26 protein-coding genes and 2 pseudogenes are annotated in these 25,337 nt (G+C 63.7%); 11 read left to right on the top strand and 17 right to left on the bottom strand.

Features of this window, described 5'->3' with window-relative positions:
* The first annotated feature begins 18 nt into the window (after positions 1–18).
* Positions 19–912, top strand: a complete 894-nt coding sequence (locus D7S86_RS12175; protein ID WP_121086736.1) for a helix-turn-helix domain-containing protein — start codon at positions 19–21, stop codon at positions 910–912.
* An 89-nt stretch (positions 913–1,001) separates the two neighbouring features.
* Entirely contained in the window at positions 1,002–1,709 is a 708-nt protein-coding gene (locus D7S86_RS12170; protein WP_240648102.1) for a protein-L-isoaspartate(D-aspartate) O-methyltransferase, read from the top strand.
* A 12-nt stretch (positions 1,710–1,721) separates the two neighbouring features.
* Here D7S86_RS12170 and lpdA read toward each other — a convergent pair whose 3' ends face one another.
* The 7 genes and pseudogenes from lpdA to D7S86_RS12140 all read right to left on the bottom strand — a co-directional run bounded on the left by lpdA (position 1,722) and on the right by D7S86_RS12140 (position 8,886).
* Positions 1,722–3,191, bottom strand: coding sequence for a dihydrolipoyl dehydrogenase (lpdA, locus tag D7S86_RS12165; protein WP_240648115.1), 1,470 nt, complete (start codon positions 3,189–3,191; stop codon positions 1,722–1,724).
* Between the two features lie 162 nt (positions 3,192–3,353).
* Positions 3,354–3,569 (bottom strand): annotated as a pseudogene (locus D7S86_RS30175) (biotin/lipoyl-containing protein); the annotation flags it as partial.
* A 177-nt stretch (positions 3,570–3,746) separates the two neighbouring features.
* Positions 3,747–4,577 carry an alpha/beta fold hydrolase gene (locus D7S86_RS12160; RefSeq protein ID WP_121086734.1) on the bottom strand — a complete coding sequence of 277 codons (831 nt, stop codon included), beginning with the start codon at positions 4,575–4,577 and terminating at the stop codon, positions 3,747–3,749.
* Positions 4,574–5,608, bottom strand: a complete 1,035-nt coding sequence (locus tag D7S86_RS12155; RefSeq protein ID WP_121086948.1) for a M14 family zinc carboxypeptidase — start codon at positions 5,606–5,608, stop codon at positions 4,574–4,576. The genes D7S86_RS12160 and D7S86_RS12155 overlap by 4 nt, the downstream gene beginning before the upstream one ends.
* A 200-nt stretch (positions 5,609–5,808) precedes the next feature.
* Positions 5,809–6,762: an alpha/beta fold hydrolase gene (locus D7S86_RS12150; RefSeq protein WP_121086732.1), complete on the bottom strand. Its 954-nt coding sequence runs from the start codon at positions 6,760–6,762 to the stop codon at positions 5,809–5,811.
* A gap of 68 nt (positions 6,763–6,830) precedes the next feature.
* Positions 6,831–8,054, bottom strand: a complete 1,224-nt coding sequence (locus D7S86_RS12145; RefSeq protein ID WP_121086730.1) for an acyl-CoA dehydrogenase family protein — start codon at positions 8,052–8,054, stop codon at positions 6,831–6,833.
* A gap of 94 nt (positions 8,055–8,148) precedes the next feature.
* The gene (locus D7S86_RS12140; RefSeq protein WP_121086728.1) at positions 8,149–8,886 is read right to left on the bottom strand and encodes a histidine phosphatase family protein; all 738 of its coding nucleotides are present in this window, start codon (positions 8,884–8,886) and stop codon (positions 8,149–8,151) included.
* Positions 8,887–8,967: 81 nt separating this feature from the next.
* Here D7S86_RS12140 and D7S86_RS12135 point away from each other — a divergent pair, with 81 nt between their 5' ends.
* From D7S86_RS12135 to D7S86_RS12125, 3 genes are read left to right on the top strand one after another with little or no spacing between them, the layout of a single operon-like run.
* Positions 8,968–9,867 (top strand): LysR family transcriptional regulator, encoded by a 900-nt coding sequence (locus tag D7S86_RS12135; RefSeq protein WP_121086726.1) that lies wholly within the window; start codon positions 8,968–8,970, stop codon positions 9,865–9,867.
* A gap of 22 nt (positions 9,868–9,889) precedes the next feature.
* Positions 9,890–10,603: a response regulator gene (locus tag D7S86_RS12130; RefSeq protein ID WP_121086725.1), complete on the top strand. Its 714-nt coding sequence runs from the start codon at positions 9,890–9,892 to the stop codon at positions 10,601–10,603.
* Positions 10,600–11,919, top strand: coding sequence for an ATP-binding protein (locus tag D7S86_RS12125; RefSeq protein WP_121086723.1), 1,320 nt, complete (start codon positions 10,600–10,602; stop codon positions 11,917–11,919). Before D7S86_RS12130 ends, D7S86_RS12125 begins: the two co-directional genes overlap by 4 nt.
* Positions 11,920–11,934: 15 nt before the next feature.
* On the opposite strand, the gene D7S86_RS12120 is transcribed toward D7S86_RS12125, so the two are convergent.
* The 3 genes from D7S86_RS12120 to pcaH all read right to left on the bottom strand — a co-directional run bounded on the left by D7S86_RS12120 (position 11,935) and on the right by pcaH (position 14,824).
* The gene (locus tag D7S86_RS12120; RefSeq protein ID WP_121086946.1) at positions 11,935–13,326 is read right to left on the bottom strand and encodes an MFS transporter; all 1,392 of its coding nucleotides are present in this window, start codon (positions 13,324–13,326) and stop codon (positions 11,935–11,937) included.
* A 170-nt stretch (positions 13,327–13,496) separates the two neighbouring features.
* On the bottom strand, positions 13,497–14,087 hold the full coding sequence (gene pcaG, locus D7S86_RS12115) for a protocatechuate 3,4-dioxygenase subunit alpha (protein ID WP_121086721.1): 591 nt from the start codon (positions 14,085–14,087) through the stop codon (positions 13,497–13,499).
* A gap of 2 nt (positions 14,088–14,089) precedes the next feature.
* Positions 14,090–14,824, bottom strand: coding sequence for a protocatechuate 3,4-dioxygenase subunit beta (pcaH, locus tag D7S86_RS12110; RefSeq protein ID WP_121086719.1), 735 nt, complete (start codon positions 14,822–14,824; stop codon positions 14,090–14,092).
* 193 nt (positions 14,825–15,017) lie between these two features.
* Here pcaH and pcaQ point away from each other — a divergent pair, with 193 nt between their 5' ends.
* Entirely contained in the window at positions 15,018–15,956 is a 939-nt protein-coding gene (pcaQ, locus tag D7S86_RS12105; protein WP_121086717.1) for a pca operon transcription factor PcaQ, read from the top strand.
* Positions 15,957–16,047: 91 nt separating this feature from the next.
* On the opposite strand, the gene D7S86_RS12100 is transcribed toward pcaQ, so the two are convergent.
* The 5 genes from D7S86_RS12100 to D7S86_RS30660 form a co-directional block, all read right to left on the bottom strand.
* Positions 16,048–16,872: an arylamine N-acetyltransferase family protein gene (locus D7S86_RS12100; RefSeq protein WP_240648114.1), complete on the bottom strand. Its 825-nt coding sequence runs from the start codon at positions 16,870–16,872 to the stop codon at positions 16,048–16,050.
* 66 nt (positions 16,873–16,938) lie between these two features.
* On the bottom strand, positions 16,939–17,913 hold the full coding sequence (locus D7S86_RS12095; RefSeq protein ID WP_240648101.1) for a glycosyltransferase family 2 protein: 975 nt from the start codon (positions 17,911–17,913) through the stop codon (positions 16,939–16,941).
* Between the two features lie 394 nt (positions 17,914–18,307).
* A complete protein-coding gene (locus D7S86_RS12090) occupies positions 18,308–19,786 on the bottom strand; it encodes a catalase (RefSeq protein ID WP_121086713.1) in 1,479 nt (492 codons plus the stop codon).
* Positions 19,787–20,268: 482 nt separating this feature from the next.
* A complete protein-coding gene (locus D7S86_RS12085) occupies positions 20,269–20,697 on the bottom strand; it encodes a group II truncated hemoglobin (protein WP_121086711.1) in 429 nt (142 codons plus the stop codon).
* Positions 20,698–20,785: 88 nt separating this feature from the next.
* Complete coding sequence (locus D7S86_RS30660) at positions 20,786–21,211, bottom strand: LysR family transcriptional regulator (protein WP_420813233.1); 426 nt, start codon at positions 21,209–21,211, stop codon at positions 20,786–20,788.
* 219 nt (positions 21,212–21,430) lie between these two features.
* On the opposite strand from D7S86_RS30660, the gene D7S86_RS29075 reads away from it, so the two are divergent.
* Positions 21,431–21,781 (top strand): hypothetical protein, encoded by a 351-nt coding sequence (locus D7S86_RS29075; RefSeq protein ID WP_147432304.1) that lies wholly within the window; start codon positions 21,431–21,433, stop codon positions 21,779–21,781.
* A 4-nt stretch (positions 21,782–21,785) separates the two neighbouring features.
* Here the strand turns inward: D7S86_RS29075 and D7S86_RS12070 are convergent, their stop codons facing one another.
* Entirely contained in the window at positions 21,786–22,862 is a 1,077-nt protein-coding gene (locus D7S86_RS12070) for an NAD(P)H-dependent flavin oxidoreductase (protein WP_121086707.1), read from the bottom strand.
* Positions 22,863–23,062: 200 nt separating this feature from the next.
* Between D7S86_RS12070 and D7S86_RS12065 the strand changes: the two genes are divergently transcribed.
* Entirely contained in the window at positions 23,063–23,290 is a 228-nt protein-coding gene (locus D7S86_RS12065; protein ID WP_147432303.1) for a hypothetical protein, read from the top strand.
* Positions 23,291–23,292: 2 nt separating this feature from the next.
* Here D7S86_RS12065 and D7S86_RS12060 read toward each other — a convergent pair whose 3' ends face one another.
* Entirely contained in the window at positions 23,293–23,682 is a 390-nt protein-coding gene (locus tag D7S86_RS12060; protein WP_121086703.1) for a DUF427 domain-containing protein, read from the bottom strand.
* 575 nt (positions 23,683–24,257) lie between these two features.
* On the opposite strand from D7S86_RS12060, the gene D7S86_RS12050 reads away from it, so the two are divergent.
* The 3 genes and pseudogenes from D7S86_RS12050 to D7S86_RS12045 form a co-directional block, all read left to right on the top strand.
* Entirely contained in the window at positions 24,258–24,677 is a 420-nt protein-coding gene (locus tag D7S86_RS12050) for a hypothetical protein (RefSeq protein WP_121086699.1), read from the top strand.
* A gap of 12 nt (positions 24,678–24,689) precedes the next feature.
* The gene (locus D7S86_RS29515; RefSeq protein ID WP_158601929.1) at positions 24,690–24,857 is read left to right on the top strand and encodes a hypothetical protein; all 168 of its coding nucleotides are present in this window, start codon (positions 24,690–24,692) and stop codon (positions 24,855–24,857) included.
* 143 nt (positions 24,858–25,000) lie between these two features.
* A pseudogene (locus D7S86_RS12045) lies at positions 25,001–25,099 on the top strand (IS3 family transposase); the annotation flags it as partial.
* Positions 25,100–25,337 lie beyond the last annotated feature (238 nt).

Below are 25,337 nucleotides of genomic sequence, written 5' to 3'. Positions count from 1 at the left end.
GCATGGAGGCCATCCGGCATGAGGCATATCCCTAACTACAGCCTGTACGGCGAGTCCGCGCGCCCCCCTTGGTACGACGGATTCAACTTCGAGTGGATCCCCGAGCGCAGCAAGCCGAACGACTTTCATATCGCCGCGCATCGGCATGACGCCCTGCTCCAGGTGCTCTATATCCGTGGCGGCAAAGGACACGTGTTCATCGAAGAGGCGCGCGTTGATTTCGTGCCGCCTTGCATCGTGGTTTTGCCGGCCCAGACGGTCCACGGCTTCGTTTTCGCACCCGATATCGACGGCCTCGTCGTGACCGCCGCGCAGCGTTCGCTCGAAACCGTCGCGCATGTGGTCTCGCCGGGGCTCGTTGCCGTGCTGCAGCATGCGGCGATGATTCCCGTCACCGGCGAGTCGGTCACCGACGCGACGCTGATGAAGCTGTTCGAGCCGATCGAGCGCGAATTCCGGCGTTCGGATCGCGGCTACGGCGCGGCCGGGATTTCAATGCTCGTTGCACTTTTTGTACAGATCGCACGGCTCGGCGAGCGTCGCGAGACGAGCGCGACGCCGGGACACGAGCGGCGCGCGGCCCATCTGCGCCGCTTTCGTGAATTGATCGCCGAACATTGCCGCACGCACGAACCCGTCGAGTTCTACGCGGACAAGCTCGGCATCACGGCTGCGCAACTCGGCCGGCTCTGCCGCGACGAACTCTCGAGTTCACCGACTGCGCTCGTCAACGCGCATCTGATGCGCGAAGCGCAACGCGATCTCGTCTATTCGGGCCTCAGCATCAAGCAAGTCGCACATGGACTCGGGTTTTCGGACGTCGCCTATTTCAGCCGGTATTTCCGCAAACAGACCGGTGTGACGCCCACGCAATTCCAGGCGACCGCGATCAAGGCATTGACGACGGAATGAATGCGCGGATTGCGGCGCTCCGCAATCAAGCGCACATTGCCGCTTAGGCGCGAGGCACTCATGGACCTTGAACGGGCCTCGAATGTGCCTTGAATCGGCGTCAATTCGACGCCGAACCGTCCTCGAACTTCTCGGAGTTCATCGTCATGCCGGACTTTGAAGCCGCGCGTCGCGCGATGGTCGACGGCCAGCTCAGAGGGCGCGGGATGTTGACGGATCGCGTACTCGACGCGATGCGTCGCGTGCCGAGGCATGCCTTCGTCCCCGGCGAACTCGACGTCTATGCCTACGCGGACTCGCCGCTGCCGATCGGCGAACACCAGACCATTTCGCAACCCTTCGTCGTCGCGCTGATGACGCAGGCCGCGGCTCCGTCGCAGAGCGCGCGCGTTCTTGAGATCGGGACCGGATCGGGTTACGGCGCCGCGGTGCTCGCCGAACTGGCCTCACACGTCGACACGATCGAGCGTATCGACACGCTTGCGCTGCATGCGCGGCGCGTACTCGCCGAGCTCGGCTATACGCAGATCGACGTTCACATCGGCGACGGCACGCTCGGCCTGCCCGACCATGCACCGTTCGATGCGATCGTCGTGACGGCGAGCGGCCCGACAGTACCCGATGTCCTCGCGCGCCAGCTTGCGATCGGCGGACGCCTCGTGATACCCGTCGGGCTCGATCCCGACTATCAGCGGCTCGTGCGCGTCACGCGCCGCTCGGACGCCGTCTTCGATCGAGACGATCTCGGCGGCGTCCAGTTCGTGCCGTTGATCGGCGCGCACGGCTGGTCGTGCTGAGACTGTGCGGCCTCAGATATTGAGCGCGCGCTTGGTCACGGCGAGCGAGGCTTCGCGCACGACTTCGGACAGCGAAGGATGCGGATGGCAGATGATGCCGATATCCTCCGACGCGGCCTTGAATTCGAGCGCCACGACCGCCTCCGCGATGAGATCCGACGCGTTCGCGGCAATGATGTGGCAGCCGAGCAATTCATCGGTCGTCGCATCGGCGATCATCTTGACGAAGCCGTCAGTCTTGCCGATGCCGAGCGCGCGGCCGTTGGCCATCATCGGAAACTGCCCGGTCTTATAGGCGCGCCCTTCAGCGCGGAGCTGCTGCTCGGTCTTGCCGACCCACGCGATCTCGGGCTCCGTATAAATGACCCACGGGATGCAGTTGTAGTCGATATGCGGCTTCTGCCCGACGATGACTTCGGCCGCGAGCACGCCTTCGTCCTCGGCCTTGTGCGCGAGCATCGGTCCGCGCACGACGTCGCCGATCGCATAGATGTTCGGCGCGCTGGTCCGGCATTGATCGTCGACGGGGATAAAGCCGCGCGCATCGGTCGCGAGACCGACCGCGTCGAGACCGAGCTTGTCGGTATTGGGCACGCGGCCGATCGAGACGATCAGACGATCGGCGTCGAGCGTCTGCGCGGCACCGTCTTTGTCGGTATAGGCAATCGACACGCCGGATGCGTTCTGCTTGACCTCGCCGATCTTCACGCCGAAGTGAATCGCGAGCCCCTGCTTCTTGAACAATTTGGCCGCTTCTTTCGAGAGCGATTCGTCGCAGGCGCCGAGAAATTCGGGCAACGCTTCGAGCAGCGTGACGTCGGCGCCGAGGCGTCGCCAGACCGAACCGAGTTCGAGCCCGATGACGCCCGCGCCGATGACCGCGAGTTTCTTCGGCACCGAATCGAACGACAATGCACCCTCATTGTCGGAGACGATCCGGTTGTCGACCGGCACGTCGGGCAAGTGACGCGCCTTCGATCCCGTCGCGATGATGACGTCCTTCGCGCCGACGACCTCCGCCTGCCCTTCGCCGCTGACTTCGATCGCGACGCCCGTCGCCGTGCGGCCAAGCAGCGTGCCATGCCCCTTGAGCCAGGTGATCTTGTTCTTGCGGAACAGGAATTCGACGCCGCCCGTGATCTTGTCGACGATGGCCGCCTTGCGCGCGACCATCTTGCCGACGTCGAGCGTGAGGTCGCCGACGCCGATCCCGTGATCGGCGAGATGGTGCTGCGCGTTCTCGTACGCCTCCGAAGACGCGAGCAAGGCCTTCGACGGGATACAGCCGACGTTCAAACACGTGCCGCCGAGCTTGAGCTTGCCTTCGGGGTTCTTCCACTGCTCGACGCACGCGACAGTCTTGCCGAGCTGCGCCGCGCGGATCGCGGCGATATAGCCGCCGGGACCCGCCCCGATGACGACGACGTCGAATTCCTTCGAAACAGGCGACGTAAACGTTTGAGCCGGTCCCGCGGCGGGCAAATGAACGGCGGCATGCGGAGCTGTGGCCGGCGCGGGCGCGGCGGGTTGAGGCGGGGCGACAGGCGCGGCGGCTTGTGTTTGAGTCTGGCTTTGCGTTTGAGTTTGAGCTTGGGCAGAGGCCTGCACCACGGCGTTCGCGTCCGTATCGACGACGGCCAGCAACTGATCGACCACGACGACATCGCCCGACTTCGCGACGATCTCGGCCAGCACGCCCGCCGAAACCGCGGGAACTTCGAGCACCACCTTGTCCGTTTCGAGCTGGACGAGGATCTCGTCCACGGCCACCGGATCGCCGGGCTTCTTGCTCCATTCGAGTACCGTCGCCTCCGAGACCGACTCGGACAGCTGAGGCACCTTGACTTCGACGCGCGCCATATTGATTTCCCTGTAGTAATCGTGGCTCAAAGGGTAGATCGATCCAAGCCGGACGATGATACGCGCGGCACGCGCGGTCGGCAGTGCAAATCCCGGGGCGATCATGCGCGCACGATGCGGCACGTCGGCGGCGGCGACACGCGCGTGCGTGCCGCGTCGGTCCTTAGATGCCCGCCATCAGGTCCCCGCCGCGGCGTGCCCGGCGCTCGCATGCCGGGAGGTCTCGACGCGCGACGCAGGATCGCGCGCCCATCCGAGCCAGTCGCGCACAGCCTCGCTCGTCCAGACCGGATCGTCGTGCGGCAGATCGTGTCCGGCCCGCGGATGTTCGAGATGCGCGGCGCCCCAGTGCTTCGCGATCCGCGCCGAGCAGACGGGGTCGACGAGACGATCGCGCGCCGCGGAGAGGATCAAGGCCGGGCAACGGGGCGGTGCGCGCTCGGCGACGAAGCGCGCGGCGGCAAGCAATTGACGCAGCGCGTTCGCCGATGCGACGGGCCGGCTGCGCCGGATCTCGGCCCAGACCGCGACCTCGTGTGCGCGCTGCGCGTCGGCGTTGCACGTCAGCGCGTGGATCGCGTTTTCGCACGCGTCCGCGCGACGCCAGCGCGCGATGATCGAGACGAGATGCGGCCACGCGGCCGGACGCAGACGCTGCGTCACCCCGCATAGCGGCCGCATGCTCGTGTTGATCAGCACAAGCCGTTCGATATCGTCGGGATGCCGTTGCGCCCACGCCGTCGCGACCATGCCGCCGAGCGACATCGCGAGCACGCGATAAGGCGTGCCGGGCGCGATCCGGGCCGCCGTCGCGCGCACCGACGCCACAATCTCGGCGACCTGCGCCGGCGTGCGTTCCGCGTTTGCGTCGCCATTGCCGGGCAATTCGATCGGAATACACCGCGCATCGGGATCGGCCGCGCCGACGATACGCTCGAACGTCGGCGCGAACGCGCCCCAATGGCGCGTCTCGCGTGTGAGCCCGCGCAGCAGGATCCATGTGCTCATCGCGTCGCGGGCCGTTGCCAGTGCGCGCTCGCGCGTTCGAGCACGCTCGCCCTGACGTCGTCGCGCGGCAGCCAGCGGCTCGAGGCAAACGCGGCGCGCGTCAGAAAGTCGAGGAAACTCACGTGGCGCCTGAGCACGCGTCGTGTCCGATGCGCCTTGACGGGATTGAAGATGCCGAGACGCGAGAACAGTTGCCGCGGATTCTTGCGGATCCATCGCCACGAGCCGAGTTCGAGCGTCATCGGCAAGAAGATGTTCGGGGGCGTCGTCGCGTCGTACGCGTAATCCCAGAGATCGCCGTGAAGCCGATATTGATGGCTTTGCGGTTCGAACGCATAGCCGTGATGCGGATGCGCGCGCTCGAACATCGTCTTGAGCAGATACATCTCGGGCAGATGCATCATCTGCCGATCGGTGCGCGCATACGGAAACCAGATGCTGTCGTCCCAGCCGAAACCCGAGTGGCAATCAACGGCGAAGCTCAGCGGCCGCGACATCAACTCCTGTTTGACGACGTCGAGCAAGGCCATGCTTTCGGCTTCCATCGTCGCGTTGGCCCGCCCGCGATACCAGGGCAGCCACGGGCCGATGCGCTGACCGCCCGCGAGAAACGGCACGCGGCCTTCGGCATTTTGCGGCGCATTGCGCATGAGATCGACGCCGTTCGGATTCGCGCGCGTGTTCAGAAACATGCCGCCCGGATTGACGATCGGAAAGAAGATCAGGCGAATCGACTGGAGTTGCGCGGCCAGCAGATCGTCCCATTCGAGACGTTCGAGCAAGGCCTTCAGATATTCGAGCACGAGTTGCGTGCCGATGCGTTCGAGGCCGTGCACGCCGCCGAAAAAACCGATCGCGGGCGCTTGCGGATCGCTCGATCCCAGCGAAGCCGTAACGAGCGGAAATGCGCGCGCGCCTGCGCGAACTTCGGATACGACGCGTACATCGAGCTGGTTCGAGGCCTTGTCGAGAATCGAAGTGAGTTCGTCAAATTCGGTAAACGAATCCGTGTCCCATGCTGGCCTGATCATCGCATCGCCCTGTGCATTGAGGCGTCCCGCCACGTGTTCGGGCGAGTATAGCGCGCGACAATTGCGGCGCGCATGCGGACAAGCGCGAGTGATGCACGAAAAACACAATATACGGTTTAGACGGTTATTCGGACCCGCGCCGAAACATGCCGTGATTCACGACACGCGCGCGCACCACGCGGCGCGCGCCGGCGTCGTCGTCATGCCACCTGGGTCGTCGCCCGCGATGCCGCATGTGTCGGATTCGTGACCGCCATCGAACCGTCAAAAAAGCCGCCGATCAGCGCATTGATCCGCTCGGGATACTCGTGATGGACCCAGTGCGAGCCCTCTGGAATCCGCTCGATCCGCAGATCGCGGACATAGGCGTCGAGCCCGTCGAGCAAGGACGGCAGCAGCGCCGTATCGCGTTCGCCCCAGATCACCATCGTCGGCACCGTGACCTGATGATTGCGCGGGTCGAGTTCGAAATCCTCGACGTTCGGCGTGCCGCAAGACGGCGGCACGAGCCGCGACGCGCGATACCAGTCGAGCCCGCCGGTCAAACCGCCGGGTCGCGACCAGGCGTCGAGGTAACGATGGCGGATCTCGCGCGTGACGCGATGCCCGCCGACGTCCCACGTTTCGAACATCTGTTGGAGGCGCGCGAAATTGTCCTCGCTGAGCACGCGTTCGGCCTTGTCGCTGCGAAACAGCGCGAAATAGTCCGAGGCCTCGCGCTGCGCGGGGTTCTCGCGCAACTCGCGATGCATCGTGCACGCATGCGGCGCGTTGATGATGACGAGCTTGCGGATCTGTTCGGGAAAGCGCGTCGCGAATTCCCAGGCCATCGCGCCGCCCCAGTCGTGCGCGACGAGATAGACCGGGCCGCCGAGATGCGCGACGAGTTCATGGAGATCGCCGACGATCTGCTTCGGACCGTAGGCTGATACGGGAATCGGCTTGTCCGACAGGTTATAGCCGCGCATATCGACGGCGACGCAGCGATACGATGCCGACAGCGCGTCGATCTGCGCCTTCCACGCGTACCAGAACTCGGGGAAGCCGTGGACGAACAGAATCACGGGGCCCTCGCCTTGCGACACGTAATGGAGTTTGACCTCCGAAAGCGCAGCGTAGCGGTGTTGCAGGACATGTTGCGTGAGATGTGACATGAGCCGCCTCCTGTCGATACGTCGCGCATCGTCGATACGCGACCTGAACCGTCATCGGCGCGCGCCGCTCAGCGCGCGGCCTTGAAACGCGCCAGTTCGAGCTTCGCGATCTGATTCCGATGCACCTCGTCGGGACCGTCCGCGATCCGCAGCGAGCGCGCCGCGGCATACGCATGCGCGAGAAAACGATCCTGCATGCCGTATCCGCCGCATGCCTGAATCGCCATGTCGATGACCTCGCAGGCCATGTTCGGCGCGGCCACCTTGATCATCGCGATCTCACGCAACGCGAGCTTGTTGCCGAAGGCGTCCATCTTGCGCGCGGCGTCCATGACGAGCAGCCGCGTCTGGTCGATGGCGATGCGCGCATTCGCAATGCGCTCCTGCGTTACGGTCTGATCGGCGATCGGCCGGCCGAATGCGACGCGCGCGAGGCTGCGCTCGCAGAGGATGTCGAGCGCGCGTTCGGCCAGCCCGATGAGCCGCATGCAGTGATGGATGCGCCCCGGCCCGAGCCGTCCCTGCGCGATCTCGAAGCCGCGCCCTTCGCCGAGCAGCATATTCGCGGCCGGCACACGCACGTTGTCGAACACGATCTCGGCATGACCATGCGGCGCGTCGTCGAATCCGAGCACCGGCAGATGCCGAAGAATGCGCACGCCCGGCGTATCGCGCGGCACGAGAATCATCGCCTGCTGCCGATGACGTTCGGCCTCGGGGTTGCTTTTGCCCATGAAAACGAAGATCTTGCAGCGCGGATCGTTCGCGCCCGACGTCCACCATTTGCGACCGTTGATCACGTATTCATCGCCGTCGCGCACGATCGAGCTTTCGATATTCGTCGCGTCGGACGACGCGACGAGCGGCTCGGTCATCGCGAACGCCGAACGGATCTCGCCGCGCAGCAACGGTTCGAGCCACTGCGCTTTCTGCTCGGGCGTGCCGTATCGGACCAGCACTTCCATATTGCCCGTGTCGGGCGCCGAGCAATTGAAGACTTCCGGCGCCCAGAGCACGCGGCCCATGAGTTCGCACAGCGGTGCGTATTCGGCGTTCGTGAGCCCCGCGCCGAGATCGGACTCGGGCAGGAACAGGTTCCACAGTCCGTCGGCTTTCGCGCGCGCCTTGAGTTCCTCGATGACGGCGACGGGTTGCCAGCGATCGCCGTCGGCGACTTCGCGGTGATACCGGTCCTCGTTCGGATAGACGTGCGCGTCCATGAACGCGGCCACGCGCTCGCGCAGAGCGGCCGCGCGGTCCGTGAGGTCGAAATGTATTCTCGGGTCGTTCATCGTGCTGTCCCTCGTTGACGATCGTGTCTTTGATGTGAGGATGTCCTCGAGATCGATGTCTTCAACGACGTCGATCCCGGGGCCGGCAATGCGTTTATCGGTACGTGAGCCACGCGGGTTCGCGCGCCCATTCGACATGCGCGGTGCTATTCAAATAGCCGAAGCCGCGCCGCCCCTTCGTGAACAGCAAGCGCGTCACGCCCGTATTCGCGAGCGACCAGTTGAGTTCGCGCGTGGCCTTGTTCGTCAGATCGAGCACGTGCTGGCAGATCGCCGCGATCACGCCGCCCGATGTAAACACCACGATGTGCTTCGACGGATGACTGCCGTCGGTCAAGGCCTCGAATGCCGCGATACAGCGGCCGCGAAACTGCGTCCACGATTCCTCATAGTCGGCATCGTGTTCGCCCCCCATCCAGCGCCCCATCGCGAGCGCGAACTGGCGTTCGAGTTCGGCCGACGACAGCGCAGCCGCGGCACGGCGATCCGCGTCGGCGCCGCCGCCCGCTTCGACCGTTTGGAGCGCTTCGACCGCCAGCCTCGCGCGATACACATCCATGACGTGCGCGTGATCGAATTCGTTCAGGCGCGCATCGATCGCGAGCGCTTCGATACGCGGCACGGCTTCGGCGTCGAATGCCGCCATGCAGTGCTCGGCGGTTTCGCGATGACGCCGCATCGCACCCGCGACGATCCGATCGGCGGGCAAGGCGCATGACTTGAACCAGCGCCCGAGCAAATCCGCCTGCGTCACGCCGAGCGCCGAAAGCCGGTCGTAATCGGCGGCCCCGAACGAGGCCTGTCCATGTCGAACGAGAAAGAGTTGTCCCATATGCGTCGTCTCCTGGGCATAGCCTAAGGACTTGAATACAATGAGGCAAATGAATAGTTTGGTGAGTCACCCACTCATTTCATGCATATTTCCCGGATCGATCTGAATCTCTTCGTCGTGCTCGACTGCATCTATACGCACGGCGGCATCACGCGCGCGGCCGATCAGCTCAATCTGAGCCAATCCGCAGTCAGCCATGCGCTGACGCGGCTGCGCGAGTTGCTCGGCGATCCGCTGTTCGAACGTCATGGGCACACGATGGTGCCGACGCCGTTCACGCGCTCGATCATCGCGCGCGTGCGCGACGCGCTGCGCACGTTCGAACTCACGCTCCACGAGACCAATCAATTCGACGTCGAGTCGACCGTCAAGCGCTTTACGCTCGGAGTGCGCGACGTGCTCGAACCCGTGGTGCTGCCGCCCGTCATGAAGCAGATCGTCGATGCGGCGCCGTCGATCGATGTCGCGACGGTCCATCACGAACGCCGCACGATCGAGGCCGATCTGCTCGCGGGCACGATGGACGCCGTCATCGATGTCGCGCTGCCGATCCCGCAGACGGTCCGCTCGGAACGGCTCGCCTCCGACGAACTCGTCGTGCTGAGCCGCCGCGGGCATCCGCGAATCCGCAAGACGCTGAGTCTCGACGCCTATGTCGCCGAGCAGCATGTGCTCGTGACGAGCCGGCGCCGCGGACTCGGCATGGAAGATATGGAACTCGTGCGGGCGGGGTTGCAGCGTCACGTGCGTCTGCGCTGCATGCATTATTCGGCGGCGTGCCGCGTCGTGAGTCAGACCGATTTGCTGCTGACGATGCCCGGCCGGCACGCGCGGCTCATCAACGAATCGTTCGGCAATGCCGTGCATGCGTTTCCGCTCGACTCCGCGGCGGCCGATGCCTACCTATACTGGCATGCGAACGCCGACGGCGATCCGGCGAACCAATGGTTCCGTCAACGGCTCATCGAGGCGTTTCACTGAATCCGCATCGCAAGGAGCGCATATGGAACGCCCTGCCCGAATCGTGGTGCTCGACGACGAAGCCGAGCTGCGCAATATGCTTGAACGCTTCCTGCGGTCGAACGGATTCGAAGTGCGCGTTGCGCCCGACAGCCGGCGGCTCGACCGTTTTCTCGAACGCGAGCCCTTCGATCTGCTGATCCTCGATCTCATGATGGAGCCCGAGGACGGACTGTCGGTATGCCGTCGCTTGCGCGCGCAAGGGCAGCATCTGCCGATTCTGATGCTGACGGCCAAGGGCGATCCGATCGATCGCGTGATCGGCCTCGAAACCGGCGCCGACGACTATCTCGCGAAGCCGTTTCTGCCGCGCGAACTCGTCGCGCGCGTCAATGCGCTGCTGCGGCGCCAGCGGATCGCATCGGGCGAGCCGTCTCTCGCGAATCAGACGATTCGCTTCGGTCCGTTCACGCTGAACCTCGCCAACCAGGAATTGCTGCGCGACGGCACCCCGCTCGACATCCATTCGGCGCAACGCTTGCTGCTGCATGCGCTCGGATCGTCGCCGAACCGGCCCGTGAGCCGCGACAACCTCATCGCGCGCGCACGCGGACGCGATCACGACGCGCTCGACCGAAGCATCGACGTCCAGGTGCTGCGTCTTCGGCAGATCATCGAAGACGATCCGTCGAAACCCCGCTACATCAAGACCGTATGGGGCGTCGGTTATATGCTGCTCGCGGACGTCGTCGCATGAAGCTGCGCCTCGGTGTGCCTCGCTCGCTGTTTGCGCGCAATGTCGTCCTGCTTGTCGTCCTCGTGACGTTGAGTCAGGTCTTCGCGCTTGGCGCACTGCTGCATTTCGTGCAGCGGCCGCGCATCGAACGCGCGGCCGCGACGTTCGCCGCGTCGGTGTTGTTGCTCGATCGCCTGATGAATGCCGAACCTCCGGATGCGCGCGCACGCTACGACGCGCTGCTCGGCGGCCGCACCGACGCGCCGCCCGCGATCGATCCGACCGCGACGGACCTCGCGGGCTTCTATCGAACCTATCAACAACAGATCTTCTTCGATTGGCTCCGAGACCATCTGCCCGCCGATATGCGCGTGCGCCTTGAACGCGGCGGCGACACGCGGCTCTGGGTCAAGCTGCATCTCGCGGGCGAACCATACTGGGTCCCGCTGCCATTACCCGAACACGGCCGCGGCGACGAGATCGCAACCGCGCTCGCCTTGTCGCTCGCGCTCGCCGCGTTGGCGACGCTGACGGCCTATCTGATCCAGCGACGCATCAACCGGCCGCTGCGCACGCTCGCGAGCGCGGCGCGGCATGTGAGCGCGGGCGTCTTGCCTGATCCCTTGCCCGCCGACGGGCCGACCGAGATCGCCGACGTCAGCCTCGCGTTCAATCGAATGACGCGCGCGCTCAAGGACGCCGAAGACCATCGCGCGCTGATGCTCGCGAGCCTCTCGCACGACATGCGCACGCCGCTCACGAAACTCCGGCTCGCGATGGCGATGTCGCTGCCGTCGGGGACGCACGACGACTTTGTCGAGGCCGCCGAGTCGTATCTCGATCGGTTCGAAAGCATTCTTCAGCAATTCATGGACTATGCGGGCAGCGGAGAAAAAGAGACGCTCGAACCGCTCGATCTCAACGCGCTGATCGAAGGGCTCGCGGGGGATTTCACGGGTCTCGGCCATCCGTTCGAGCTGTCGCTCGGCACGCTGCCGCCTGTGCCGCTGCGGCCCGTCAGCACGATGCGCATGCTGATGAATCTCATGCAGAACGCCGTGCTTTACGGGCGCACAGGCCTGTCGGCGCGAACGTGGGTCGAAAAGCGGCACGTGTGCATCGCGATCGGGGATCGGGGCAAGGGGCTCGCGCCCGAGGAACTTGAACGGCTCAAGGAGCCGTTCCGGCGCGGCTCGAATGCGCGCGACAATCCAAGCGGCACCGGTCTTGGACTCGCGATCGTCGATCGCATCGCGCGCCTGCATGGCGGCACCTTCGAATTGAGGCCGCGCGAGGGCGGCGGCCTCGAAGCCATCGTGCGGTTGCCGTCAGCCTGAGGCCGACGGCGCGCGTCAATGCGCGGCCACGCGCGTATCGTCGGCGCCGGATTTGACCGTCTGCGGATTGCCGATCTGCTTGACGATCAGCGCGACACAAGCGACGAGCCCCGCGATCGCGACGTACGCGAAGATGCCGGAGAACGAGACATGCCTGCGCGTGAGTTCGGCGACGAGGAACGATCCGCCGATCCCGCCGAACCGGCCGATACCGAGCATCCATGCGACACCCGTCCCGCGGCCTTGCGTCGGATAGAACTCGGCCGCCAGCGCGGGCATCGACGACTGCGCGGTATTCATGAGCACGCCCGCCGCGAAGACGACAAGCATCAGCATGCCGACGTTGCCCGAGGCCTGCCCGATCAGATAGACGCTGACGGCCGTCAACGCATAGCACGCCGCGATGATCTTGTTGCCGTTGAAGCGGTCCATGAGCACGCCGCAGAACACCGCGCCGACGCCGCCGAGCGGGAACAGCGCCGAGATCAGCGTCGCGCGCGCGGGCGGCAGGCCGACGTCCTTGAGCAGGATCGGCATCCAGTTGATCGACGCATAGAAGATCACGAGGCCCATGAAATACGTGAGCCAGAGCATGACCGAGCCGAGCACGAAGCGGCGCGACAGCACGAGGCCGATGCCGCCCGGCGCGCCTGCCGACGCCCCTTTCTCTTCGATATAGAACGCCGTCGCGCCGAGCGCGCGCGTCGATACGCGCGCGAGTGCCGCGCGGATCCGCTCGGCCGGATAGGCCTTGACGACGAGATAGCGGATCGATTCGGGCAGGCGCGCGAACAACAGGATCGAGAGCAGCAACGGAATCGTGCCGCCGAGTGCGAGCACGCTACGCCATCCGAAGTTCGGAATCATCCACGCGGCCAGAAATCCGCCGAATGCGGCGCCGAGCGGAAAACCGCAAAACATGAGATTGATCAACGTCGCGCGGCTGCGGTCCGGGCAATATTCGCCCATCAGCGTGACCGCGTTCGGCATCGCCGCGCCGAGACCGACGCCCGTGACGAAGCGCATGATCGTCAATTGGCCGATATCGGCCGAGAACGACGAACCCAGACACGCGATGCCGAAGATCAGCACCGAAGTCAGCAGCAAGACGCGGCGCCCGAGCCGGTCCGACAACGGACCCGAGACAATCGCGCCGCACGCGAGCCCGAACAGGGCCGCGCTCAGCACGGGCGCGAGCGCGGGCTTCGCGACGCCCCACTGCGCCACGAGCGACGGCGCGATGAAACCGATGGCCGCCGTGTCGAAACCGTCGAGCACGACGATCAGAAAACACATCGCGAAGATCAGCCATTGAAACGGTCCGAAACGGCTGTCGTTGATCAGTGCCTGTACGTTGACGGGCGAGCCGGCGCCCGAAGCGGACGCGGGCGTGCGCGGGGTGTTCATGTGTGCCTCCTGAATATCGTTTTTGAAATGACAACGCCAACATGCCGGCACGATCGCGCGATTGGCCGGCACCCGAGTCGAAGTCGGGTGCCGGCCAATCGCGCGATGCCGGCGTTCGAATCGGGCGGCCGTTGGCGAGCCGCCCGGGTCACGTCAAGCGCGACGTGCGATCAAAGGTCGAAGAACACAGTTTCCTGTGAGCCTTGCATGTGGATATCGAAGCGATACGTGGGGTTCGAGACACCTTGCACGCGCTTGGCCACGAGCGTCGTGCGACGCTCGGCGGGTACTTGCGCGAGCACCGGGTCGGCCGCGTTGGCCGCCGCTTCATCGTCGAAATAGAGCCGCGTGAACGCATGCACGAGCATGCCGCGCATGAGCACGATGACGTCGACGTGCGGCGCGGATTGCGCATCGACACGGCCGGGCTTGACCGTCTCGATGACGAAGCGCGCCTGAGCGTCGGTACCCGTGCCGCAACGGGCGAAGCCGCGGAAACCCGATTGACGCGCTTCGGACGGCGACTCGACATAGCGCCCCGACGCATCGGCCTGAACCATTTCGATCATCGCGTCGGCGACGGCCTTGCCTTCGCCGTCGAACACATTGCCGATGATCGTGATGTGCGTGCCCGGCACTTCGGGCTCGGCGAGCACCGGCGTGAACAGGCTCTTGAGATCGTAGTTGTACTGCTGCGGGCACAGCCCGTATGCGAAATACGGCCCGACGGTCTGCGACGGCGTTTGCTTGAGTTGGGTCATGTTCAGTCCTCCGTCGGCGTCTGGTTCGGGCCGCGCAGCACGATGTCGAAAATGTAACCGAGCGCGTAACCCTCTTCGGTCACGTCCATCGAGAATGCCGAGATCATGCGTTCGCGCGCACTCTCGGGCGTGCCCTGATAGATCGGGTCGTAGGCAAGCAGCGGATCGCCGGGGAAGTACATCTGCGTGACGAGGCGCGAGCCGAACGCATCGCCGAACAGCGAGAAGTGAATATGGTTCGGGCGCCACGCGTTCGGATGGTTGCCCCACGGATACGCGCCCGGCTTGATCGTCTTGAACCGGTAGTACCCGTCGTTGTCCGTCAGGCAGCGGCCCGCGCCGAGAAAGTTCGGATCGAGCGGCGCGTCATGCTGGTCGGTCTTGTGCACATAGCGGCCGGCGGCATTGGCTTGCCAGACTTCGACGAGCGTGTTGCGCACGGGACGGCCGCCTTCGTCGAGCACACGGCCCGTCACGATGATGCGTTCGCCCAGCGGCTCGCCGTTCTTCACGGCGTTGCGCGTGAGGTCGTTGTCGAGCTTGCCGAGATCTTCCGCCCCGTAGACCGGTACCCGGCGGTTACGCAGGTTTTCCTTGAGCGGAATCAGCGGGCGCGTCGGTCCGCGCAGCACCGACGAGCGATAACCGGGATAGATGTATGCCGGGTGGGCGTCCCAGTCGCGGGGCGACAGGATGGCCGGGGTTTCGGCGAGGGAAGTCGATGTCTCAGCAGTCATGCGTTGTCTCCGACGTGTTCATTGTGAATCCGCGCATCCGCCGGCTAGGACGTGGATGTGGGGGGCATGGCGCGGAAGGCTGCACGCGCCTTGCGCGCCGTGCTGACCGTCCGTCGTGTTGTGGAAGCCACTTTATCGAATAGACAAAGTTATGGAAAATGACATTTTGTGCGCTCAGGTATAACTAACCGTCATGGAAAGTACGACCGCCAACAATCGCGTCAAATTCCGGCATCTCCAGTGTTTTCTGGCCGTATTCCAGCTCGGCAGCGTGCAGCGCGCGGCGTCGAGCCTGTCGATCACGCAGCCGGCCGTCTCGAAGACGATCGCCGAGCTTGAATCGATCCTCGGCATCGCGCTGTTCGAGCGCGGCCGGCGCGGCGCCGTGCCCACGCGCGAGGGGCGCTTGTTCGCGCCCCATGCCAACGAATCGGTCGCGGCGTTGCGCGAGGGCGTCGACAAGCTGATGCGGCACGGGACGAACCTGCCGGCCACGGTCTCGATCGGCGTGCTGCCGACCGTCGCGGGCGCGCTGCTGCCCGCCGCGCTCGCGACGTTCCGCGCCGCCTGGCCCGGCGTATCCGTGCAAGTCTGGACCGATGCGAACACGCGGCTGCTCGAACGGCTGCGCGCGACCGAGATCGAACTCGTCGTCGGACGGCTGTCCGATCCCGACGGCATGGCCGGCATGAGTTTCGAGCATCTGTATCGCGAGCCGCTGATCGTCGCGGTTCGCGCGGGCCATGCGTTGTGCGGCGAATCGGCGATCACGGCCGCGATGCTCGCGCGCCATCCGGTCGTCGTCCCGCCGCTCGGCACGCTGATCCGACAGTCGGCCGAGAGCGTGCTGACCGCATTCGGCGCCACGGCGCTGAGTTCGTTCGTCGAAACGCTGTCGGTCTCGCTCGGCCGCGCGCTGACGCTGGCCAACGAAGCGGTCTGGTTCGTTCCCGCGGGCGCGGTCGAACACGACATCGAACGCGGTTTGCTCGTGCGCCTGCCGATGCCGTTCGCGGGCACCGACGAGCCGATCGGCCTGATCCGGCGCAACGACCACGGCCCGTCGCCGACAGGCGAGAGCCTGCTCGAAGCGATCCGCGCGGCCGCACGCGCGCGGCCCGCGGTCGCTTAATGGACTATCGGCGTTATCGGACTCTGGGTCATCAGACCCGGGGCTCTCAGACTCAGAGGGATCAGACCCGGGGCGATCACCCCTGGGGCGGTCAGACGCGAGGCGCTTCGGCCTCGTCGCGCGCGAGACGCTCGATCAACGCGCGCCATTCGGGTTCGATCGTCAGTCCGAACGGTTCGACGAGCACGCGTGCGAGTTCGTCGGCATCGAGCGTGCGCGAGGTCTGCGTGCCGTCGGCATGACGCGTCGTCAGTCGATTGTCGAGCAAACCGTGACGCGCTCCGCGCGTGACGATCGCGGCCATCAGATGATGCTTGAAGATCGATTCGGGATGCGTCGACGTGAACCAGTTCAACGGCGCGTAATCGATCGCGCCGAGACGTTCGGGCGACACCTCATACATGCCGCGCCAGGCGCCGTCCGCCTCGAATTCGGCGATCCAGCCGTCGCGGCCCGGCAGCACGCGAAACGTCTCGAGCGACGTCGGCTGCGGTTCGGCCGTATCGAGCGCGAGCGGCGCGATCGGACATACGCCGCCGAAACCGACATCGACGAGCCAATGCCGGCCTTCCGATTCGACGCGCAGAGTCATGTGCGTGCGCGGCAGGGGCGGCGCGTCGGGTGCGCGTCCGAAGGTCACACGCGCCGCGAGACGATCGACTTCGAATCCGAGCGCTTCGAGCACGCGCGCGAACAGGTTGTTGTGTTCAAAGCAATAGCCGCCGCGTTCGCGATCGATGAGCTTGGCGTCGATCGCTTCGGGCTCGATATCGATGTCGCGGCCGAGCAAGACGTCGATGTTCTCGAACGGAATCGCCGCGAGGTGATGCTCGATCAGCGCGGTCAGGGTCTCGTGGGCTTGCGAAAGCGGGCCCGCATACTGGATTCGTGAGAGGTACCGGTCGAGGAAAGTCACGTTCAATGTGCGCTGTATCTGTCTGGCGAGAGTGGAAAGCCGTCTCGATCGCAGCGCACCTGCGCGCTAAAAACGAGGGGTCTTGCGTCGCCGCCGGAACCACGACGTTCCGATCAACATCATGTGGTAGTAGAAGCGGCGACTCAGCCCGTAATGATAAGCGTGCAAATGGCGCATCGCGAGACGTAAGCCCGTGACAGGTTCGTTGTTGCGCGAAAGCGTCGATACGGCGACGGGCACCATGCGCTTGTAGGCAATCCGCCGCGCGGGTTCGAGATGGTGGCTGAGGTCGAGACTGCTGACGAGCCGCAGCGCTTCGAGCGCGGACGAGCGCAACGACCCGCGATTGACGACCGAACTCGCCCCCGGTGTGCGCCGATACGACGATACATAGCGCTTGACGTAATAGATTTTCTTGGCCTTCAGACACAACTCGACGCCGAATACGTAGTCGCACCCCGCGCCGTATTGAGATTGATAGCCGACCTGTTTGACGATGTCCGCGTTCGCAAGCCATCCATTGTTCGGAAACATCGAGACAAGTCCCGTGCGGCCCGGTACGGCCTGCAGACCTTCGGCGCTCGCGGTTCGCAGGAAGTCGCTATTGCATCGCGCGCTCGCCGCATAATCGATGCGGCCCTGCATGTCGATCAGATACTGATCGCCGAATGCGACTTCGAGATCCGGCACGCGATCCCACAGTTCCAGCAACGTTCGCACGCCATCGGGCTCGAGCAGATCGTCGTCGTGCAGCAACACGATCTTGTCGCCGTGCGCGCGCTCGAAAAGACGCGACACATTCGCGCCCTGCCCCAGCGAACGCTCGTTGCGCAGGTAGTGAACGCGCCGCTCGAGCGCGTAGTGCGTCTGCATCCAACGTTGCGTCCGATCGTCGGTCGAATCGTCGCCGATCAACACATGTATGTGGGGATACGTTTGGGCGAGACACGAACGGATCGCGAGGTCCAGGAGGTCCGGCCGATTGCACGTGGGAATGCAGATCGAGACCTCGAACGCGTTGACCATGTCCTTCTTCCCCATGCGATTGCCATTGAAAGGATGATCCGGAACGGACCGTACGGGCGTTTCATCACTGACGCAATCGAGTCTCGCAGCGCGCCTCGAAGCATGTCGGTGATCGACCGAACAGTTCGAGGCAACTATTGCGTGCGCCGTTGGCTTGTCGAAAGTAATATTTTCTTTAGAAAGCTATTTGTTATTTATTGGTTAGCAGATCGTTAATTTGGTAAGAAAGCAGGGCATCCTAAATGTCCGCTTAATCCTGTAATTCGCAGCGAACGTTTAGCGAAAATCGCGCAACAGAAGTGCTTAATAAAAAAATGCGGTTGCCCGATCACGGGCAACCGCATCAAACGTCCAACGCTACGGGGAAGCGACGGACGACGACCAAGCTGTCAGTCGTGCCAGCGACGCGTCAGGCTGGCACGCTCGCATTCGCGCGTGCCGCCGCTGCGCGGTCAAGCGCATCGATCGCTTGCGCGACGCCCGCGCCATAGGCGGGATCGGCCTTCGTGCAATGTTCGATATGCAGGTTTTGCACGGGCTTTGAAACACCTTGTATCGCGCGCGCCGTGTTCTCGAACAAGGCCTGCTGCTGGGCGGCCGTCATCAGGCGGAACAGATCGCCCGACTGCGAAAAGTAATCGTCATCGACGCGATGATTCCAATGATCCGCGGCGCCCTCGACCGACAACGGCGGCTCGCGGAAATCGGGCTGATCCTGCCACGCGCCACGCGTATTCGGCTCGTACGATGTCGTGCCGCCATGGTTGCCGTCGACACGCATCAGACCGTCGCGATGGTAGCTATTGACGTAGTTCGCACCGCGCGGCGCGTTGACCGGAATCTGATGGTGATTCACGCTCAAGCGGTAGCGCTGCGCATCGCCGTACGAGAACAAACGGCCTTGCAGCATCTTGTCGGGCGAGAAGCTGATGCCCGGCACGACGTTGGCGGGCGCGAACGCGGCCTGCTCGACATCGGCGAAATTGTTCTCGGCATTCCGGTTGAGCTCGATGACGCCCACCTCGATGAGCGGGTAGTCCTTCTTCGACCAGATCTTCGTCAGATCGAACGGATTGACGCGATATTGGCCGGCTTCCTTCTCGGGCATGATCTGCACGTACATCGTCCAGCGCGGAAACTCCTTGCGCTCGATCGCTTCGTAGAGGTCGCGATGATGCGATTCGCGATCGCGGCCAACAAGCTCCGCGGCTTCGGCATCGGTGAGGTTCTCGATGCCCTGCTGCGTGTACATGTGGAACTTGACCCAGAAGCGCTCGTTGTTCGCATTGATGAAGCTGAACGCATGACTGCCGAAGCCGTGCATATGGCGATACGACTTCGGAATACCCCGATCGCTCATGACGATCGTGACCTGATGGAACGCTTCGGGCAACTGAGTCCAGAAATCCCAGTTGTTCTGCGCGCTGCGCATGCCAGTACGCGGATCGCGCTTGACGGCATGGTTGAGGTCGGGGAACTTCAGCGGATCGCGCAAGAAGAACACCGGCGTATTGTTTCCGACGAGATCCCAATTGCCCTCTTCGGTATAGAACTTCAATGCGAAGCCGCGAATATCGCGCTCGGCATCGGCCGCACCGCGTTCGCCCGCGACGGTCGAGAACCGCGCGAACATCTCGGTTTGCTTGCCGACTTTCGAGAAAATCTTGGCCCGCGTGTATTGCGTAATGTCATGCGTCACGGTGAACGTGCCGAATGCACCCGATCCTTTTGCATGCATGCGGCGCTCGGGGATCACTTCACGGTCGAAATGCGCGAGCTTTTCGAGAAACCAGACGTCTTGCAGTAATGCAGGGCCCCGCGGTCCGGCTGTTTGAATATTTTGATTGTCGACCACCGGCGCGCCAAACGCCGTCGTGAGCTTTGCCATGAGAGTGTGCCTCTTTCGTGATGAATGGACGGGGACTCAGTCATGACCGGATCGGTGCGATCCGTCATGAAGTGCGTTCACGATATCAGCGAAGCGGGCTGTGCGTAGTTGAGCTTTTTTACTGCGCCCATAGGACTTGCCTAAGACGCCGGATCGCCCACCCGCGCGACACGCAAGCTCGCTGTCATATGTTCGCGAACTCCGAACACATTGATAGAGAACGACTACAGAAGCCAGGGAAACCTCGTCGCTAAAACATCGGACGCCTCGCGATGCTTATGCGCACACGAAGCTCGATCAGCGATACGCATGCGGGTGCGTACCGCGCACGAACGAGGTGGCAACGGCCGGCGCGCCCACGCGCACAGCCCGGCGGCTACTTCGTGAACCCGCGAAGCGCGTACAGAGTACTCGTGCTGCCGAAACCGAGATGGACGGTCGGATCGTCCTCATCGAGAACATCGATCCGTTCCGGCGGCGGCTCACATCACCTTCGTGACCGGCGACTCGCGATTTACCATCCAGTCGGCGGTGTCGAAAAAGGCCTTCATCAGACGCGCGCGCAGCGTGTCGTCGAGTTCGATATCTTCCATTGCCTGCTGCATGCAATGCAGCCACTGGTCGCGTTCGGACGTCGCGATCGGGAAAGGCAGATGCCGCGCACGCAAACGCGGATGACCGAAGCGGCTGATGTAATGATCAGGACCGCCGAGCCAGCCGCAAAGAAACCAGAAGAATTTATCGCGCGAATGATCGAGCGACGCGGGATGGAGCGCGCGGATGCCCGCGTAGTCGGGCTCGAGGTCCATCAGATCGTAGAAACGATCGATCAGCGCACGCACGCGCGCCTCGCCGCCGATCAATTCGAACGCCGTCGGCGCGCTGCGTGTGTCGTTGCTTGCGTCAGACATAGAAGCTCATCATCCAATCGAACCACGGAATCGAAAAAACGCGTTGCATCTTACAGGCAAACGCCACGCGCCGCCGGCAGTCCACGGCTCAATCGCGTCGCGACACAAGCGTCAGATGGCCGAACCCCGGCGTGCGCGTGGCATCGTTCGACAACGGCCGCATGAGCGGCGCGGCGTCGGGATGCGCAACAGGGTGCGATTGAGGACGCAGTGGCGAGCTCGACGGCGGACGCGACAGCGCATGCGTCGCGCGCAAGCTCTCGCGCACCGCGGCATCGAGTTCGAGGCCCTTCGCGAAGATATCGTCGGCGTAGTCGGCCGCGATCCGGCCTGCCTCGGTCAGACGAATATGCCGTCCTTCGCGCACGAACAATGCGCCGCCGAAACGCTGTTCGAGCAATTTGATCTGACCGCTCAAGGTTTGCGGCGTGATGTGCAGTCGATGCGACGCACGCACCACGCCGCCGATGCGCGCGACCATCCAGAAGTAGTAGAGATGCTTGTAGTTCACCATGACGCTCCCGCAGTGTTCGCCTACGTGTCGATGGTGCGTATCGTAGGCGTCGACAATGAGGCGAAAATGAGGACGCCGGGCGTCGATCGAAGCGCGCGACATCCGCACGACAACCGCACGCGCGCATCGATCGACGCTTCGATAAAAACGAATATTCGCGCTCCGGGGATCGCCTTAGATTGGATCCTGTCTCGCGATTCCCGCGAACAGGAGATCACGATGGAAATCCGTATTCAGATGTCAAACCTCTCGCTGACCGATCGCGAGCGCACGAGCATTCGCATGCATGTTCACGCACGTATCGAGCGCGCGTTTGCGCGCATCGGCCGGCGTATCCGCCATGTCGACGTCTACCTGAACGACGTCAACGGTCCGCGCGGCGGTCCGGACAAACGATGTGTAATCAAGGTCGACACACATGGCACGGAACCTGTCGTCGCGCATGGCCTCGACCGCAATGTATTCGGTCTGGTCAATCACCTGACGATGACCGCCGTGCGCGGCACGATCGAGCGGATACGCCGCACGCGCGACGACGCGATGATTCGAAAGATGGACGGCACGCCCTGAGCGCTCAACGCGCCTGCAGACGCGCGAGCGCTTCCGACGCCAGCGCTTGCGTGAGTTCCGCGGCCGGCCGCTCGCGTGCGAGCGCCGAGGCCTGGCCCGACCACAGATTCACGAAATCGGCGACGCCCGACGGTTCAGTCTTCGCGCGCAGCGGCGCGAGCGCGGAACCCGCGAGCGGAAACGGCGGCGTGACGGGCGCGATCGGCCCCATTTCGCGCATCACGCGATTCACGATGCCGCGCGCGGGACGTCCGGTGAACACATTGGTCAGCGCCGTCGAATCGTCGTGCGCGGTACGCAGCGCTGCGCGATGCACGGCCGGCACCTTGGCTTCGGGGCAGAACAGATAGGCGGTACCGATCTGGACGCCCGACGCGCCGAGCGCGAACGCCGCGACGATGCCGCGCGCGTCGGCGATGCCGCCCGCCGCGATGACGGGCACATCGACCGCATCGGCGATCTGCGGCACGAGCGCGAAAGTGCCGATCTGCGTGGCCATGTCGTCGCTCAGGAAGTTGCCGCGATGGCCGCCCGCCTCGAGTCCCATCGCAATGACCGCGTCGACGCCGCGTGCTGCGAGCCATCGCGCTTCAGCGACGGTCGTCGCAGAAGCGATCACGCGCGCGCCCGTCGCCTTGACGCGCTCGAGCAGCGCCGTGTCGGGCAAACCGAAATGGAAGCTCACGACCTCGGGCCGCGTCGCTTCGACGAGCGCGCAATATTCGGCGTCGAACGGCCGGCGTGAGGCGCTCGGCAAGGCTGCCTCGGCATCGAGACCGAGTTCCGCGTAATACGGTGCAAGTCGCGCGCGCCAGGCGAGCGAACGTTGCGCATCGGGTGTCGGCGGGGTGTGACAAAAGAAGTTGACGTTCAGCGGCCCCGTGCTCAGCGCGCGAAACGCTTGAATCGCTTCGCGTGCCTGATCGACGCTCAGTTGCGCGCACGGCAGCGACCCGAGGCCACCCGCATTCGCGACGGCACCCGCCAGTTCGGCGCCGCCGGGTCCCGCCATCGGCGCGAGCAGGATCGGATGTTCGATGCCGAAGAGATTCGCGATTCGACGGTCAGGCCAGCTCGACATGGTGTTCCCCCTTTGACGATAGGGGGACATTGTCGACTGACGCGGGCGCGCCTGCAAAGCACGCGTTCGGATGCCCTCGGTCCGCGCATGGGATTGCGGATGCGCGATTGTTGCGAGCTCGGCACATATCAATTCGAAATCGTGGGCTTTATCCGGTCGAGGTCGGTCCGTACCATGGCTAGCAAGGAATGGGAGCCGACATGAAAGCCCTGATCGAACGCAGCCTTTATCAACCCGCGATCGTTTTGCCGATCCTGATGCTCGTGCGTCTGATGACGGCGCTCGACTTCAGCATCACGCAGATCGTGCTGGTGCTCGCGTTCCGGGGATCGCGGTATCTGTTCATGCTCGCGCTCGATCACGCCCGGCGTGGCGCGCCCGCGTCGCCGCGTACGCCCGGTCAAACCGGGCGTACGTGCCATTGCTGAATTCAGGGCGTGATATCGATGGCATCGACACGATCGGGATAGAACGCGACGTGATCCTTGATCGCCGCGACAGCGTCGTAAGGCGTCTCGTAGGTCCAGACCGCGTTAACCGCGCGTTCGCCGCCCGCGGGGAGACTGAAGTAACGGCATTCGCCCTTGTAGGGACAATAGGTCTGGTGCTCGGTCCGTTCGAGCTGCGCCATGTCGACATCCTTGCGCGGGATGTAATGGACGGCGGGATAATTCGCTTCGCGCAGCGTCAAGGCATCGCGCGTATCGGCGATGACCTTGCCTGCGAGCCTGACGACGATATGCGATGCATTGTGCTCGATCGTGATCGGATGATCCGGTCCCGGAATCTTGACGGTGCGTGTCGGGGTCTTCGTTTCCATTGCACGTGTCCTTTGCCAGTCTGAAGGTTGCGAAAGGTCGTCGCCGACCGCGATGATACGGCGTCCATCGTAGGCGCGCCGGGCGCGCGGATAAAGCCGCGCCCATCGAGAAGACCTGTCGGCGTGTGCTAACAATAGAAAGCGCGCGCGCGATACGCTTTGAGCGCCTTGCCGACCGCTCGACCATCGGTCGCCTGCTACACACGATCAATCGATTGTGTCCTACACAAAACACGTCCACGTGCCGCCCTATTGGTCCTGGATCCGCTCGACGCCGCATCAGCCGCATTCGTATCATGTGCGTCAATCCTGGAGAAACGGTGCATGGCCAACCCAGTCTCGCCGCCTGCGAAAACATGGATCCAGGCGACACGACAGCCGCGCACGCGACGCCTCGCGATCCATGGCACGCACGCGCAGCGCGAAGCCTTTCGCGACGTCGCGCTCGGCTGGCATGATGCAAGCGGCGCGCGGGAAACGACGCCCTTTTTTAGCATCCCGATTACAAGCCCGGGGACCGCGTGATAAGCGCGGTTATTTGGGCAGACTGGCTCGGTTGGTGCGGTTCGAACATCGTGATTGGCGCACTCGCGCCGATCATCGTATTGAGCTTCATCGCCTGGTTCCGGCGGGCGCTACGCAAGGAACCCAAGGTCGAATACTTCGCGGCGTTTCGCGATGGACAGCTCGGATACGTCGGTCTCGGATGGGCTGCGGGGGCTTTCGCGGAACTCATCAAAGCCATGGCACGCGCACCCACCTTAACGGGATCGATGGTTCTGGAAATGGTGCTGATATTGCTGGCCGCGCTCTTGAACGGAATGGTGGCCGGCATCAACGCGGTCGGCCCGACACCCTTGGAAGAAGACGCCCCAGCGCTCTCGATTTGGACGAAAGCATGGTGGTTCGACCGATACGCCGCGTTCGCATCGTCACTATTACTCGCCGTGTTAACATTGGCTTTGGCGGCATGGGCTCACGCCCTTGCCGATTAAGGAGCACCGAAGATGAGAGAACTCACTTACGCACGCAGGGATGCGAGCGATGACGAAAAAGCCATCGCCCGTGAGCAAGCGATGCAAGCACGTCAAGCGACGCTTAAATTCACGGTTTGGGGAGCGATCGGACTCGGCATCGGATTCGGATTGATCATACTCGCGCAATATCTGCATTGACGCGACAGAAAACAAAAGCCGCCGCGATGAACTGCACCCCAAAAGTTGGACACCAGTCCGACCTTTGGGGTGTTTTTCATGGCGAAATACGATGAGAAGTTCAAGCTGCTGGTAGTGCAAAGCTACGAGCAGGGGCCGCATGGTTACAAAGAGTTATCCACTACTACAATCATCAACGTATCAAGCTCAAACTAAAAGGCCTGAGTCCGGTGCAATACCGAACTCAGGCCTTGGCCGCCTAACATTTTACTGTCCAATTTCTTGGGGTCAGTTCACGAGGCGGCTTTTGTTTTCTGTCATCGAATATGCACGCGGCTTTTCACGTCGCGCCTCGGACCCCATTCGATACTCGGGTGTCACGTAGGCGGACCGTTTCGGCGCCCCGTTTGCGCCGATTCCGAGTGGCTGCCGCCCCATCCCGCACTCAAACGAAAGGGCTACGTGCGCGTTGCAAGCATGCGCGACGACAAGCATGCGCCC

Origin of the sequence: Pararobbsia silviterrae (assembly GCF_003628125.1) — a bacterium.
GTDB classification, from domain to species: domain Bacteria; phylum Pseudomonadota; class Gammaproteobacteria; order Burkholderiales; family Burkholderiaceae; genus Pararobbsia; species Pararobbsia silviterrae.
The sequence above is the reverse complement of the archived record's forward strand: the minus strand, read 5'-3'. Positions and strand labels throughout refer to the sequence as shown.

Excerpts from the sequence above, each read along its gene's own strand:
- D7S86_RS12175 (WP_121086736.1), top strand. The coding sequence starts at position 19 with ATGAGGCATATCCCTAACTACAGCCTGTACGGCGAGTCCGCGCGCCCC.
- D7S86_RS12160 (WP_121086734.1), bottom strand. The coding sequence starts at position 4,577 with ATGAGCACATGGATCCTGCTGCGCGGGCTCACACGCGAGACGCGCCAT.
- D7S86_RS12155 (WP_121086948.1), bottom strand. The coding sequence starts at position 5,608 with ATGATCAGGCCAGCATGGGACACGGATTCGTTTACCGAATTTGACGAA.
- D7S86_RS12150 (WP_121086732.1), bottom strand. The coding sequence starts at position 6,762 with ATGTCACATCTCACGCAACATGTCCTGCAACACCGCTACGCTGCGCTT.
- D7S86_RS12145 (WP_121086730.1), bottom strand. The coding sequence starts at position 8,054 with ATGAACGACCCGAGAATACATTTCGACCTCACGGACCGCGCGGCCGCT.
- D7S86_RS12140 (WP_121086728.1), bottom strand. The coding sequence starts at position 8,886 with ATGGGACAACTCTTTCTCGTTCGACATGGACAGGCCTCGTTCGGGGCC.
- D7S86_RS12135 (WP_121086726.1), top strand. The coding sequence starts at position 8,968 with ATGCATATTTCCCGGATCGATCTGAATCTCTTCGTCGTGCTCGACTGC.
- D7S86_RS12130 (WP_121086725.1), top strand. The coding sequence starts at position 9,890 with ATGGAACGCCCTGCCCGAATCGTGGTGCTCGACGACGAAGCCGAGCTG.
- D7S86_RS12125 (WP_121086723.1), top strand. The coding sequence starts at position 10,600 with ATGAAGCTGCGCCTCGGTGTGCCTCGCTCGCTGTTTGCGCGCAATGTC.
- D7S86_RS12120 (WP_121086946.1), bottom strand. The coding sequence starts at position 13,326 with ATGAACACCCCGCGCACGCCCGCGTCCGCTTCGGGCGCCGGCTCGCCC.
- pcaG (WP_121086721.1), bottom strand. The coding sequence starts at position 14,087 with ATGACCCAACTCAAGCAAACGCCGTCGCAGACCGTCGGGCCGTATTTC.
- pcaH (WP_121086719.1), bottom strand. The coding sequence starts at position 14,824 with ATGACTGCTGAGACATCGACTTCCCTCGCCGAAACCCCGGCCATCCTG.
- pcaQ (WP_121086717.1), top strand. The coding sequence starts at position 15,018 with ATGGAAAGTACGACCGCCAACAATCGCGTCAAATTCCGGCATCTCCAG.
- D7S86_RS12095 (WP_240648101.1), bottom strand. The coding sequence starts at position 17,913 with ATGGGGAAGAAGGACATGGTCAACGCGTTCGAGGTCTCGATCTGCATT.
- D7S86_RS12090 (WP_121086713.1), bottom strand. The coding sequence starts at position 19,786 with ATGGCAAAGCTCACGACGGCGTTTGGCGCGCCGGTGGTCGACAATCAA.
- D7S86_RS12085 (WP_121086711.1), bottom strand. The coding sequence starts at position 20,697 with ATGTCTGACGCAAGCAACGACACACGCAGCGCGCCGACGGCGTTCGAA.
- D7S86_RS30660 (WP_420813233.1), bottom strand. The coding sequence starts at position 21,211 with ATGGTGAACTACAAGCATCTCTACTACTTCTGGATGGTCGCGCGCATC.
- D7S86_RS29075 (WP_147432304.1), top strand. The coding sequence starts at position 21,431 with ATGGAAATCCGTATTCAGATGTCAAACCTCTCGCTGACCGATCGCGAG.
- D7S86_RS12070 (WP_121086707.1), bottom strand. The coding sequence starts at position 22,862 with ATGTCGAGCTGGCCTGACCGTCGAATCGCGAATCTCTTCGGCATCGAA.
- D7S86_RS12065 (WP_147432303.1), top strand. The coding sequence starts at position 23,063 with ATGAAAGCCCTGATCGAACGCAGCCTTTATCAACCCGCGATCGTTTTG.
- D7S86_RS12060 (WP_121086703.1), bottom strand. The coding sequence starts at position 23,682 with ATGGAAACGAAGACCCCGACACGCACCGTCAAGATTCCGGGACCGGAT.
- D7S86_RS29515 (WP_158601929.1), top strand. The coding sequence starts at position 24,690 with ATGAGAGAACTCACTTACGCACGCAGGGATGCGAGCGATGACGAAAAA.